The following is a 13,545-nucleotide window of genomic DNA, read 5'->3' as shown; positions in this document are numbered from 1 at the left end:
CTTTAGGTTTTCGCTCTCCCCGCAGTCCGCAGTCCGTAGCCCGTAGCCTGCCGTCTGAAGAAGGGTGCTTCCGCATGCCCGAAATGCCCGAGCCGCCGGCATCGCCGGAACCACCGGCTCAGCCCTCCCTCCGCCGCGCCGGCCTCGGCACCGCCGACATCTCCTTCTTCGTCGTCTCCGCCGCCGCCCCCCTCACCGTCATGGCCGGCGTCGCCCCCGTCGCGATCCTCCTCGGCGGCATCGGCGCCCCCGCCGGATACCTCCTCGCCGGCCTCACCCTCGCCGTCTTCGCCGTCGGCTTCACCACCATGAGCCGGCACGTCCGCAGCGCCGGCGCCTTCTACGCCTTCATCACCCGCGGCCTCGGCAAGCGCGTCGGCATCGGCGCCGCCCTCCTCGCCCTCATCGGCTACAACGGCATGGAGATCGGCGTCTACGGCCTCCTCGGCACCACCACCGCCGACACGGCGCGGGCCCTGACGGGCCTCGACGTCCCCTGGCTGCCCGTCGCGCTCGGCGGCCTGCTGCTCATCTGGTACGGCGGCTTCCGCTCCATCGACTTCGGCGCCAAACTCCTCGGCGTGCTGCTCGTCGCCGAGACCGGGATACTCGTCCTCCTCGCCGCGGGCGTCCTCCTCAAGGGCGGTGCCCACGGCCTCTCCCTCGGCTCCTTCGCCCCCGGCGCCGTCCTCGTCCCCGGCACCGCGGCCGTGCTGGCCTTCGCCTTCGCCGCGTTCACCGGTTTCGAATCGACCGTCATCTACCGCCGCGAGGCCCGCGACCCCGACCGCACCATCCCGCGCGCCACCTACATCGCCGTCGCCTTCCTCGGCCTCTTCTACGCCTTCATCGTCTGGACCGTCATCCAGGCCTTCGGCGCCGCCGAGGTGATCACCGCCGCCACCGAGGACCCCGGCGGCCTCTTCTTCGCCGCGATCACCACCTACGTCGGCCCCTGGGCGGCCGACCTGATGCACGTCTTCATCGTCACCAGCGTCCTCGCCTCCCTCCTCGCCTTCCACAACGCCATCAACCGTTACGCGCTCGCCCTCGCCGAGGAAGGCATCCTCCCCGCCGCCCTCGCCCGGATCCACCCCCGTCACGGCTCCCCGTACCTGGCCGGAGCCGCGCAGACCGCCCTCGGCGCCCTCATCGTCCTCGGCTTCGCGCTGGCCGAGGCAGACCCCTACCAACAGTTGCTCCTCTGGGTGAACACGCCCGGCATGATCGCCCTCATGGCGCTGATGCTGCTGGCGGCCCTCGCCGTACCCGCCTACTTCCGACGCGTCACGCACACCGAAGGCCGGTGGCGGACCGTGATCGCGCCCGTCGCCGCGGCCGTCCTGCTCGCCGTGGCACTCTTCCTGGTCATCTCCAAGGTGGACCTGTTCACCATGGCCTCCACCCGCGTCAACACCGTCCTCGTCGCACTCGTCCCCGCCGTCTTCCTGAGCGGCATCGGCCTCGCACAGCGGCTGAAGACCCGCCGCCCCGAGATCTACGACCGCTTCGCCGCCGAACCCGCCCCGGAAGCCGCCGCCCCCGCCCTCGAAGGAGAAGAGCCGTGCCCGCTGCCGACACCGTCCTCACCGGAGCCCGCGTCCGCACCCTCGACCCCGACCGCCCAGAAGCCCGCGCGGTAGCCGTCCACGACGGCCGGATCGTCGCCCTCGGGGACGAGTCCGACGTACGCGACTGGCGCTGCCCCGGCACCGAACTGATCGACCTCGACGGCGCCACCCTCACCCCCGGACTCACCGATGCCCACAGCCACCCCGTCTGGGGCATCGAGATGGCCACCGGCACCGACCTCTCGGCCGTCCGCAACCTCGACCAGCTGCGCGCCGCCCTCCGCACCGCCGAACGCGGCCCCGGCGGCTGGGTCGTCGGCCACGGCCTCGACCACAACGCCTTCGGCGGCCACCCCGTGGACCGCGCCCTCGTCGAGGACGCCCTGACCGGCGCCCCCGCTTTCCTGCGCCTCTACGACGGCCACTCCGCCCTGGCCTCGGGCGCGGCCCTGGCCGCCGCCGGCATCACCGGCCCGCGTACGTTCGCCCAGCGATCCGAGATCGTCTGCGACGACGCGGGCCACCCCACCGGTCACCTCGTCGAGCACGCCGCGATGGCCCTCGTCGGCGCCCTGGTGCCCAAACCCTCGCACGCCGAGCGCCGCACCCGCCTCGTCGGGCTCCTCGGGGACATGGCCGCCACCGGTCTCACCGGTGCCCACGTCATGGACCTCGGAGACGGCGACGTACCGCCCCTGCTCGCGACCATCGAGTACGAAGGCCACCTGCCGCTGCGCCTGAACCTGGCCCCCTGGTGCATGCCGGGCGCCACCGCCGAAGAACTGGACGAGCTGATCAGGCTCCAACAACTCAGGGGCCGGCACTGGCGCGTCGGCGGGGTGAAGTTCTTCATGGACGGCACCGTCGAGGGCGGCACCGCCTGGCTGGAACACGCCGACTGCCACGGCCAGGGCACCGACGCCTTCTGGCCCGACCCCGGGGCCTACGCCCGCGCGGTACGGGTGCTGGACGCGGCCGGGGTGCGCACCGCCACCCACGCCATCGGCGACGCGGCCGTCCGCCACGTCCTGGACACCGTCGCCGCGCTGGGTGAGCAGGCCCGGATGCGGCACCGGATCGAGCACATCGAGACCGTCCCCGACGACCAGCTGAAGCGGTTCGCGGAGCTCGGCGTGATCGCCTCGATGCAGCCGCCGCACACCGCGTACACCCGGGCCGACCACACCGACGAGTGGTCGAAGCGGCTTGGGGAGGAGCGGGCGGCACGGGCCTGGCGGTGCCGGGACCTGCGCGACGCGGGGGCGGTCCTCGCGCTCGGCTCGGACTGGCCCATCGCCCACTACGACGCCCGCCAGGTGCTGACCACCGCCCGCAGCCCCCTCGGCGCGGCCTCCGCCGGCCGCGCCCTGACCGGGCTGATGGCGCTGGAGGGCATGACCTCCCACGCGGCGCTCGCGGCCGGCGAGCAGCGGACGGCGGGCCGCATCGCCCCCGGCTGTCGAGCGGACCTGACGGCCTTCACCGTCGACCCCGTCACCGCCGCCCCGGACGAGCTGGGAGAAGCCCCGATCCGCCTCACCATGTCCGGCGGCCGCATCACCCACCGCGACGAGAGGATGTAGGACGAGAGGATCTCGGGGGGGGGAGTCCGAACCGTCAGACCATGAGCAGCAGCCGCGTGTTCGGTATGAGCTTTCGGTTCACGCTGGTGCTCTGCACGAAGATGGTGAATTCGTCGTTGTGGTCCGGTTTGACGCGGACCTCCGTGTCCGGAAGGCCGAGCAGGGCTCGGGCTTCCGGGCCCGTGTACACCCGGTCCGTCTTCTTTTCCAGCACCGCGATCTGCTTGCGCGCCTGGATCTTCTCCGTCTTACCGAGCTGATAGAACGCGCCACCGTTGCGGAAAGTGTGGCCGCTTTCGATGACCCACTCGCGAATCCCCGCCTCCCGGGTGACGGGAATCAGGTGGTATTCCGACGCGTTCACCGGGGTGAGGCCGGCCGCCTCGATGGACTTCTTGTTGATCGCCTCCCCACCGGTGGAGAACACCGCCCGCGATCCGCGGATGCCCTTGGTGCGGCCCACCATGAATTTCTCGGTGGCCTCCCGGATGACCTGGCCGGCCTCTTCCAGCCCCTGCGTGCTCGTCGCGTCCCAGATGGCGATGTTGTCCTTCGGGAAGCCGAACTGCGTCGCCTCGCGCTTGCCCATCTGGTCCGGCACGAGAACGGCCAACGTCCAGTTGTCGTCCTGCGTCTCGATCATCTTGGCCACCGCCTGCACCAGCGCACGCGGATCCCTGGCCGGGGCATCCGGGCAGCGGTGGCTCGCGTTCTCCTGGCCGTCGGTCAGCACGAACGTCAGGAAGCTGTGGTCGCCGTACAGTTGCGCCGTCTGCGCCAGTTCCCGCTGCGACTTCAGCGTGGCGGCCAGCAGCGCCGTCATTCCGCCGACCCGGTACAGCTTCTTCAGGGACGGCATGCGCAGCACGTCCTTGTCGTAGATGACGCATTCCACCGTGTCGGCGAACACGTACACCGTGACGCGGGTTTCCTGGTCCAGTTCGCGCGAACGGCGGGCCAGATAGGCGATTTGCTGGTCGGCGACTTCCACGACCTTGCCGTTCAGGTGCGACATGGACGAACTGGCGTCCAACACGAGCGCCACGTGATTGATGTAATTCTGGCTTCCGGACACGAGCGTCCCCCTCTTTCCGACTGGATGCTCCTACCTTCTCACCCACCACTGACAATCGATCTCGGCGTCGCGGGACGAGGGCCGAAACGGCCGGTGGGCCCCGCCAAAGGCAGGGCCCATCAGCCGTGGTGACGGTCCGTTCACCATGACGATCAGTCAGTTCACCGCGCGAGCCGGTAGGCGTCGGTGATGGTCTCCCGCACCGTGTTGCCGTCCTTGTCCTTCAGGTCAACGCGGAAGGACACGGCCTCGGCCGTCGCCGGGTGCTTCACGCTCACCGAGCGCGCCCCCTTCGCGTCGGTCGTGACCGTGAGCGGCTTCCATGTCTTGCCCCCGTCGTAGGAGACCCTGACGGCCAACGAGGCGACCTGCCCGGCCTCGGCGGCCTTCCCGCCCAGGTGCAGCGGCACCACCAGCGTGCCGCCCTCGGGGGCCGTCCCGCTCAGGCTCAGCTTCGGCGAGAGCCGTACCGTCGACAACGGCAGCCTGACCGGCTCGTCCCCGCTCGGACGGGCCGAGGTGAACGTCCACTCCGCCGCCACCTTCGTACTGGTGGACGTGTCCTCGGGCGCGCGGCTCGACTCCATGCTCAGGCGGTACGCCGCGGACGCGGCCGGGACCTCGGCGCTCACCCAGCCGCTGTCGGACCCCTCGGCGATGACCTTGCCCCCGGACTCCAGCCGTGTGAAGCCCCCCGTCACGGCGGAGTATCCCGCGTGACCGGCGCCGTCGCTGAACAGCGAGACATTGGCGTCGATGGTGTCCCCGTACCGGGTGGCTCCCTGCTCCTGATCGCCTCCCAGATCGGGGCCGACCACGCCGGTGTTGAAGTTCACGACGTGGCGCTTGCCCGCCTTGTAGGCGATGTCAGCGGCCCGGTAGCCGATGCGCTCGTCACCCTGGGCGTTGAGCTGGTACGCGTCCCAGGACCAGCGGATTCCGTTGGCGCTGACGTACTGGGTGCCGGCCATCGGCAGGCTCTGCTCGATCGGCGCCCACACCCCGATGCCGAAGCCGTTCGCGTCGATCGGCGTCGGCCAGATCTGGGTCCTGGCCCCGGTGACGGACGCGCCGAAGCCGAGCTTCAGCTCGGCGACCTCGGCCTTGGTGACGGTGCGGGTGAGGCCGGTGAACCAACTGCCCGTACGGGGGAAGACGAGCCGGTACTCGACGTTCGCACCCGCCGCTCCGGGCACCTTCCACACGCCGTTGTACTGGGCCCGCAGCCCTGCCGCGTTCTCGCCGAGCGCGGCGGTCAGGATCTGCGTCCGCCCGTCGACGGCCCAGGAGTTCCCCACCCGCGCGTTCGGGTCGTCGTATCCGACGCTGGCACCGACCAGCCGCGCGGCGGGATCCGGGGCGGTGACGTCGAACGGCTTGGCCTTGCGGGAATCGAGCGCGATCGTGGTCTTCGCGGCCACCTTCACGACCGGCTGGACGAAGACGGCCGGCCGCCCGTCCGGATTGAGGACGGTGCTCTCCAGCTGGTAGTCGCCCTTGCGCAGCCGCTGGACCACCGTGCCGTTCGGGCTGCGCGGGACGGTGACGCGCTCCGGCTCGTCGCCGATCCGATGGAGCCGGGTCGTGTAGTCCGACGCGCCCGCGCCGTTGACGTCGGTGTGCCGCAACGTGACGTCGTAGGACTCCACCTCGCGGACGACCACGAGACCGTTGCGCACCGACTGGCCGTCCCCGGTGGCCAGTACGCTGCCGCCGAACGTGCCGTCGACCGCGCCCTTGCGGGTGTCGACGGTGACGGTGGTCGTCGCGCTGCCGCCGGCGGGGACGGTGAGTTCGGCGTCCTTGACGGTGAACATCCCGGCCGGGGCCGGGCCGCCGGCCGGATCGGTCCCGGCCGCGCTCAGCCGCAGGGTGACGGGCTTGGCGCCGTGGTTGCGGTAGGTGAGGGACTTGTCGACCGGCTTGTCATCGGCGTGCGGCCAGAGCTGGGTGCCGAAGTCGAGCGAACCGGACTCGGAGACGACGACGGTCGTCGTGGCCCGTGCCAGGTCGACGCGGCCGGAGCCCTGCTGGTGGGCGTTGAGCGCCGGGTGGGGTTGGGCGGACCCTGTCAGCAGGGCCTTGAGCTGGGCACCGGTCCAGTCGGGGTGCTGCTGGAGCAGGAGCGCGGCGCCGCCGGCGACGTGGGGGCTCGCCATCGAGGTGCCCGACATCGGGAGGTAGGGCTTCTCCGAGGGCTCCCCGTTCTGCGTGCTCTTGGCGGCGATGATGTCGACACCCGGCGCGGTGACGTCGGGCTTGGACGCTCCGTCGGTCGTCGGGCCGCGGCTGGAGAAGTCGGCGAGCCGGTCCTCCTTGTCGACCGCACCCACCGTGAGCGCCGCCGGAGCGCTGCCGGGCGAGGTGACGGTACCGGGCTTGTCCCCGCTGTTGCCCGCGGCCACCACGAACAGGGCACGGTCGGAGAGCCGGGCGACGGCCTCCTCCTTCGGGTCGAGGCCCGGCTCGTCCTGGCCTCCGAGGCTCATGTTGACGATCCTCGCGCCCTGGTCGACGGCCCACTGCATGCCGCTGACGATGCCCGATTCGGTGCCCCAGCCGTCGTCGTTCAAGACCTTGGCGTCCAGGAGCCGCACCCCGGGTGCCACGCCCTTGTAACGGCCGGCCGGCCCCCCGCCGGTACCGGCGATGGTGGAGGCGACGTGCGTGCCGTGACCGTGGCGGTCCGCGGCGTCGGTGGATTCGCTGAAGTTCTTCTCCGCGACCTCGACGCCCTGCAGGAAGGGGTGGGTCTGGTCGACACCCGTGTCCAGGACGGCCACCTTGACGCCCTCGCCGGTGTAGCCCGCCTGCCACATGGCGGGCGCACCGATCTGCGGCACGCTCGTCTGGAGAGTGGCCCGAACCTTGCCGTCGAGCCACACGCGGGCGATCGGCGTCGTCGGAGCGGCTCCCGCCCTCCGGGCGTCGCCGCCGGTGAGCGCCGCCCACAGGGCCGCCACGTCCGACTTCGGCGCGTCGAACGCCTCACCGCCCACGGCGGGCAGCGCACGACGCTCGCGCGCGACCCCCGCCAGCGGGTCACGGGAGGTGGCGAACGCCCCCGGCCGGGCGCCGTCCGAGCCGTAGCCGACGATCAGGGGCAGGGCGGCGCGGTGCGCGTCGTCGTAGCCGTCCTCGACCAGCTGGGCGACGTCGAACAGCCGCCGGTCCAAGGCCCCGTCGTCGACCATGCGCAGGGCGTCCTGCGGAACGACGTACGTATGGCCCGCCTCGCGCCGCACGGAGAAGCCGGTCCTCTCGCGGCCTTCACCGCGCAGGATGCGGACGACGCCGCCGTCACTCCCGACGACGACGCGATCCCCCGTGATCAACGTGACGGTCGCGTCCGAACGCGGCTTGGCCGTGGCCGATGTCCTCGTCGCGTCCTGTGCGGTCGGGCCCGCGGCCGGCGCCGGCTGTATGCCGAGCACGGTCGCCCCCGTGGCCAGCGTCCCGGCCACCGCGGCCGCCAAGGCCGCCCTTCCCACCCTTGCTGCGGATCCCACTCGTTGCCCCCAATTCCCCGTGCGCCTCGGCGCGTTCGCCGGGACCACGCGCCCGGGACCGCGTCCGGTTCTCGACGGGGACAAGAGGGAGGGCGCATTCCGCGGATGTACAACCCTGGTTGTAGGAGGCGCCGCCCGCCGAACTCCCGCCGAGCTCCTACCGAGTGGGGATCCGCCCGATCGATTAGGAACCTTTACTTACCATTGCCCTTCGGGCACCATGAGGCCCACCCGACGGCCTCAACCCAGAGGTGACACATGACGCATCGGCGTTCGTTCCCGGTCGTGCCGGCCGCGCTCGTACTGGCCTTGCTCGGACTCGTCCTTCCCGCCGCCTCCGCCGAGGCCGCCCCGACGTGGACCCTCCGCTGGGCGCCGGACCCCGCCTCGACCGGACTGCGCGCGTTCGAGAGCGTCGAGGACGACCGCGCGAACTCGCACCCCGCGGGCGCGCCCCACATCAAGGTCGCGGGAAGCGCCTATCGCTTTGACATGCACATGATTGACCGTGACACCTCCACCGACCGCCAGCGCCAGGAGGTCACCGGCAACCGGACCTCGTCCTCCGCCTACCTCCAGTGGCGGCGCGGCGAGACCTGGCGCGTGACGTACTCGATGTACATCCCGAGCACGCTGAAGGCCACGACGACGTTCACCCACATCATGCAGACCAAGCAACCGGGCACCGGCACCTCGCCGATCACGGTCACCTCGCTGCGCCGTGTCAACGGGGTGCAGACCATCGAGCACAAGGTCTTCGCCGGTGACATCCTGGTCGGCCGGACGAACCTGGAGCCGCTGCAGAACAAGTGGATCGACATCGAATACGAGATGAAGATCGGCGACGGGACGGCCGGCTCCGTGCGCTGGGTGGTCAAGAGCGGCGGCACGACGGTCGTCGACGCGACCAAGACGGGCGTGGACACCTTCCTGGCCGACCGGGTGCGGCCCAAGTGGGGCATCTACCGCTCGCTGGGCGACACCTCGGGCTCCCTGCGCGACAGCTACCTACTGCTCCGCGACATGCGCGCGTACCAACTCACCAGCGGATAGAGCCCCGCCGCCCTCAGGCGGTGTCGCACCGGCGGACGCGGACCGGTGGTGGTCGCCGGTGACCCACCCTTGACAACTGTTCATGCGCCTGACGCAGTTGCACCGCACCCCTCACCACTCCCACGAACGGCACCCCACCCAAAAGGGAGCGATCAGCGCATGAACAAGCCCGAGAGCGCGGGACACGACTACGACGTCGTCATCAGCGGAGCCGGTCTCGCCGGCAGCGCCGCGGCGATCCTGCTCGCACGGCGCGGTGCCCGCGTCGCACTGCTCGAACGCCGCTCCGATCCCGCCGCGTACAAGGTGGTCTGCACCCACTCCATTCACGCCGGCGCCCACCCGGTGCTGGACGAACTCGGCCTCGTCCCCGCCCTCGAAAAGGCGGGAGCCATCCGCAACCACTCCCGCTGGTACACCCGCTGGGGATGGATCGAGCCGAGGGCCGCGCCGACGGGCCCCGGATTACCGTACGGGTACAACATCCGGCGCAGCGTCCTCGACCCGTTGATCCGGTCCCATGCGGAGGGGACCCCTGGCGTCGATCTCCTCCTCGGCCACCACGTGACCGGGCTGGTCCGGGAAACCGGACGCACCGTGGGGGTGCGGGCCTCGACACCACAGGGCGAGCGCGAGATACGGGCCCGCCTCGTGGTCGGCGCCGACGGCAAGGACTCGGCCGTGGCCAAGCTCGCCGGGCTGCCCGCTCGGTCGTACGAGAACGATCGCTTCGCCTACCTCGCCCAGTTCCGCGACCTTCCGCTGCGCGGCGGGGCCGATCACGCCTGGTTCCTGGAGCCCGACATGGCGTACGGGTTCTCGAACGACGACGGGGTGACGGTCATCGCGGTGGTCCTGGACAAAAAGCGGCTGCCGGCCTTTCGGGAAGACCTGGAGGCCAGCTTCCTCGACTTCGTGCGTGCCCTGCCCGAGGCACCGGCCATCGACTCCGCCGAGCGCATCACGAAGATCGTCGGCATGGTCAACTACCCGCTCATCACCCGCAAGCCGACCGCCCCGGGCGTCGCGCTCATCGGCGACGCCGCGCTGACCGGCGATCCCCTGTGGGGAGTGGGATGCGGGTGGGCCCTCCAGACCGCGAAATGGTTGGAGGAGGCGGTCGCCTCGGCCGTAACCGGTCGCGGGGACCTCGACGGGTCGCTCGTGGTGTACGAACGCCGCCAGCGACGCCGGCTGCGCCCGCACCAGCACCTGGCCATCGACTTCGCCAAGGCACGGCCGTTCAATCGCATCGAACGGCTGATGTTCTCGGCGGCAGCGCGCGACGAGGCGATGGCGCGGCACATGCACCGGTTCGCATCCCGGCTCATCGGTCCCCTGCGCTTCGTGAACCCCGCGACGCTGGCCAAGGCCTGGGCCGTCAACCTCAAGCATCGCGGGGGGTCACGATGCCACCCGCGGACCTCTCACACACGGGGTCACTCCACGGTGATCGGTGAGCGGGGGTGATCGGTCAGGCCGGCCGCTTCGACGTGCCCGGCCCTCACCGCGGCGCCCGGAGCGCTGGGCACCGACGTCCCCCCGGGTAGCGCGGCAGGTGAGCCGTAGTCTGCTGGCCATGGCTCGATTCGATGAGGTCAAGACAGCGTTCTGGAGCGACGGCGATGAGGGCGTCCAACCGCCTCTCACGGAGGAAGCGGTGCGGGAGGCCGAGCACGTGCTCGGCGTGACGCTGCCTGCCGCGTTGCTTGAGCTCCTTCGCGTCCGGAATGGTGGCCTCGTGGATGATGGCCTCGACGCGTTCCCGACTGGTCAAGCCACGTCGTGGAGTGAAGATCACGTGCCTTTCGAGGGCCTGATGGGCATCGGTCGGTGCGGGCGGACGATCTCGTTGCTCGACACCCCGTACCTGCTCGACGAGTGGAAGCTGCCGTCGCCGATCGTGCTGCTCTCCGGCGACGGGCACTGCTGGATCGGTCTCGACTACCGACGTTGTGGCCCGACCGGTGAGCCGGCGGTTACCTGGTTCGATGCCGAAACAGGCGCGGAACTCAAACTGGCCGGTGACTTCACGGCATTTATCGAGGGCCTCACTCCGAGCAGCGCCTTCGCCGATAATGAGGGCGCCTCGACACCCGCTCGATGACCACCGACGGAGTTCGTCCACTTCAGGATCACGCAACCGGCCGGCCGGCCCACGAGGACACCTGGCACCAACGTGCCGGCAAGTGCACGGGTGCCATGGAGAATCCAGGGGTTCTCCACGGTACCCGCTCACCTTGCCGTCAGCGGTTGTCGTGGAGCTCCTGGTGCATCTGGGGCTGGTCGTCCTGGTCGTGGGTGAGGGCGTACTTCTGGACCTCGTTGAACCCCTTGGAAGCGATCCCGATGATCTCCTTGTACGGATTCACCCCGACGGCCTTCTTGGCGCCGCCACCGAGCAGACCGCCGCCGACGCCGCTGACCAGGCGGTGGCCGGCGGACAGGGGATCGGCGGCTGCACCCAGGACGCTCTTCGGCAGGCCGGCCATGTCGGCGTACTTGTCGGTCAGAGCGTGGCGGACCATGGCGATGAACGCGTCGTGGGCGCCCGGCGGATAGAACTTCTTGTAGAAGTCGACGGCCTGCTTGGTCATGAAGACGCCGTCGTCGGTCTTCTTCCACTCCTTGTCGCGTTCCTGGTTCCACAACCGCGCGACCTCATCGGGGTCCTTGGGCAGCAACCACTTCTCGGGCGTGCCGAGGTAGTGGTTGACGTAATGCCAGGCACACATGAAGCCGCGGGCGTCGTCCTTGGACACGTCGAGGCCGAGGCGCTCCATGGCCTGGAGGATCTGGGTGGAGAAGACGCAGGCGGCGCCGGTGGTGTACTTCTGGGAGACCGGCTCGCCCCACTTGGCGTAGTCCCACTCCCCGCTCTTCTTGTGGAGTTGCCGTACGGAGGCGTGGACGAGACGGACCTTGGTGACGTTCGCGGCGAGGGTGCCGTCCCGCATCGCGTTCTTGTTGCCCATGTCGATGAACAGGCGCGAGGACTGCGACAGGCGCCGCCCCGGCCCTTCCACCCCGCCGAGTCGGCCGGTGGAACGCAGGGTGAACGCACCCGTGGGGGAGAGGTAGGTGCCGATCAGGCCGACGGTGCCCTGGAGCATGGACACTTCGCCGTGGTGGTGGGCGAAGAAGCTCTCCGCCGCCTTGACGTCCGCCTCCGACCAGTCCGGCGGCGGCGCCGAGGCCTCCTTGAGGAACTCCGCCAGCCGCGGCGGCAGGGCGGAAAGGTCGGGGTCGGGCTTGAGGGTGCCGATGGTGCGGAAGAGGGCGTTGACGCCGTCGATCTCCTTGTTGTCGATCAGGTCGGAGACGAGTTGGTCGGCCTTCGGGTCACCGACCTTGCCCGCCGCTTCCAGCTCCGCGGCGATCGTGGCTGTCGTCAGTCCCACAGGTGGACTCCCATCAGAGGTTCGAGAACGGGTTCGCCGACACGGCACACGGCACACCGAGGCCACCGGCACGACGACGACGGCTGGGCGGCCCGACCCGGTGCGGTCGGCAGTCAGGATCGTCCTTGCCGACCGGGGAGGGCCGACACCCGTGAAACGCGGAGGATCGTTTTGCTCTCACCCGAACGGCCCCGCCCCGGGCATGAGGGCTCTGCCCTGTGGGAACGAAGTATCGGGTGGGGAGTGCGCCAGTCGGGTGATCACGGCCGCCGGCGCCGCCGGACTGGGCCCGCCAGGCCCGCTAGGCCGTGTGTCGAAAGTGGATCTTGAGTGATGAATGATCACGGTTCATGGCACGGGGAGATCTCACGGACGAACAGTGGGCGGTGCTGGAGCCGCTGTTGCCGAAGGGGACGAAGGCGGGACGGCCGCCGGTCTGGTCGCGGCGGCAGCTGATCAACGGCATACGGTTTCGGGTGCGGACCGGTGTTCCGTGGCGGGACGTGCCTGTCGAGTACGGGCCGTGGGGCCGGATCTACGATCTGTTCCGCCGATGGCAGCGGGACGGCACCTGGCACCGGATCCTCAGCCACCTCCAGTGCCTGGCCGATGCGGAAGGTGCGATCGTGTGGGACCTGAGCATTGACTCCACGGTGTGCCGCGCCCATCAGCATGCGGCCGGGGAGCGGAAGCAGGGTGAACTGCAGAAGGAGCCGCCGGGCGGTGTGTTCGCTGAACCCAGTGATCATGGGCTGGGACGTTCGCGCGGCGGGTTCACCACCAAACTGCATCTGGCCGTCGAGCAGCGCCAAAAGCCCATGTCGATCGTGGTGACCGCTGGGCAGCGCGGGGACTCGCCGCAGTTCGAGCCTGTGCTGGAGAAGGTCCGCGTGCCCCGGATCGGGCCGGGCCGGCCGCGCGTCCGTCCTGATCGCGTGCGCGCTGACAAGGCGTACGCCTCCCGCAGGAATCGCGCCTATCTGCGCCGCCGCGGGATCCGTTGCACCATCCCCGACAAGGCCGACCAGGTGCGCAACCGCCAGAAGCTTGGCTCCCGCGGCGGCCGGCCGCCGCGTTTCGACCCGTTCGACTACCGGGAGCGTCATGCGGTCGAGTGCGGGATCAACCGCCTCAAGAGGCATCGTGCCGTCGCCACGCGATACGACAAGCTCGCGGTCCGCTACGAGGCGACCGTGCTCATCGCAGCCATCAACGAGTGGCTGTGACGCTCGGCCGTCACACGGGGGATCCACGTTCCACCACCGCGGGCAGATGGCTGGCTGGAACAGCACCTGACGGCCACTCCGGCCGGTGCTTGACCTGAACCTTGGTTGATGTACGAGAGTCGTGTCA

At 70.3% G+C, this 13,545-nt stretch carries 9 protein-coding genes; 6 read left to right on the top strand and 3 right to left on the bottom strand.

Annotation, left to right across the window (positions count from 1 at the left end):
- Nucleotides 1-74 precede the first annotated feature (74 nt).
- Together M4D82_RS02115 and M4D82_RS02110 are read left to right on the top strand one after the other, a co-directional pair.
- Nucleotides 75-1,643 (top strand): APC family permease, encoded by a 1,569-nt coding sequence (locus M4D82_RS02115; protein WP_502988854.1) that lies wholly within the window; start codon nucleotides 75-77, stop codon nucleotides 1,641-1,643.
- Nucleotides 1,565-3,154: an amidohydrolase gene (locus M4D82_RS02110; protein ID WP_249764358.1), complete on the top strand. Its 1,590-nt coding sequence runs from the start codon at nucleotides 1,565-1,567 to the stop codon at nucleotides 3,152-3,154. Before M4D82_RS02115 ends, M4D82_RS02110 begins: the two co-directional genes overlap by 79 nt.
- A 34-nt stretch (nucleotides 3,155-3,188) precedes the next feature.
- On the opposite strand, the gene M4D82_RS02105 is transcribed toward M4D82_RS02110, so the two are convergent.
- Nucleotides 3,189-4,229, bottom strand: coding sequence for a vWA domain-containing protein (locus tag M4D82_RS02105; RefSeq protein ID WP_249764357.1), 1,041 nt, complete (start codon nucleotides 4,227-4,229; stop codon nucleotides 3,189-3,191).
- A 161-nt stretch (nucleotides 4,230-4,390) separates the two neighbouring features.
- A complete protein-coding gene (locus M4D82_RS02100; RefSeq protein WP_249764356.1) occupies nucleotides 4,391-7,663 on the bottom strand; it encodes a S8 family peptidase in 3,273 nt (1,090 codons plus the stop codon).
- 333 nt (nucleotides 7,664-7,996) lie between these two features.
- On the opposite strand from M4D82_RS02100, the gene M4D82_RS02095 reads away from it, so the two are divergent.
- The 3 genes from M4D82_RS02095 (at nucleotide 7,997) to M4D82_RS02085 (ending at nucleotide 10,898) form a co-directional block, all read left to right on the top strand.
- Complete coding sequence (locus tag M4D82_RS02095; RefSeq protein WP_249764355.1) at nucleotides 7,997-8,791, top strand: polysaccharide lyase; 795 nt, start codon at nucleotides 7,997-7,999, stop codon at nucleotides 8,789-8,791.
- A 159-nt stretch (nucleotides 8,792-8,950) separates the two neighbouring features.
- The gene (locus M4D82_RS02090; RefSeq protein ID WP_249764354.1) at nucleotides 8,951-10,261 is read left to right on the top strand and encodes an NAD(P)/FAD-dependent oxidoreductase; all 1,311 of its coding nucleotides are present in this window, start codon (nucleotides 8,951-8,953) and stop codon (nucleotides 10,259-10,261) included.
- Nucleotides 10,262-10,370: 109 nt separating this feature from the next.
- Nucleotides 10,371-10,898 carry an SMI1/KNR4 family protein gene (locus M4D82_RS02085; RefSeq protein ID WP_249764353.1) on the top strand — a complete coding sequence of 176 codons (528 nt, stop codon included), beginning with the start codon at nucleotides 10,371-10,373 and terminating at the stop codon, nucleotides 10,896-10,898.
- Between the two features lie 139 nt (nucleotides 10,899-11,037).
- On the opposite strand, the gene M4D82_RS02080 is transcribed toward M4D82_RS02085, so the two are convergent.
- Nucleotides 11,038-12,192 carry an oxygenase MpaB family protein gene (locus M4D82_RS02080; protein WP_249764352.1) on the bottom strand — a complete coding sequence of 385 codons (1,155 nt, stop codon included), beginning with the start codon at nucleotides 12,190-12,192 and terminating at the stop codon, nucleotides 11,038-11,040.
- Nucleotides 12,193-12,542: 350 nt separating this feature from the next.
- Here M4D82_RS02080 and M4D82_RS02075 point away from each other — a divergent pair, with 350 nt between their 5' ends.
- Nucleotides 12,543-13,418, top strand: a complete 876-nt coding sequence (locus tag M4D82_RS02075; RefSeq protein WP_249764351.1) for an IS5 family transposase — start codon at nucleotides 12,543-12,545, stop codon at nucleotides 13,416-13,418.
- Nucleotides 13,419-13,545: the final 127 nt, after the last annotated feature.

This window comes from Streptomyces sp. RerS4 (assembly GCF_023515955.1).
Lineage (GTDB): Bacteria > Actinomycetota > Actinomycetes > Streptomycetales > Streptomycetaceae > Streptomyces.
This window is presented reverse-complemented; position numbering and strand designations above follow the sequence as displayed.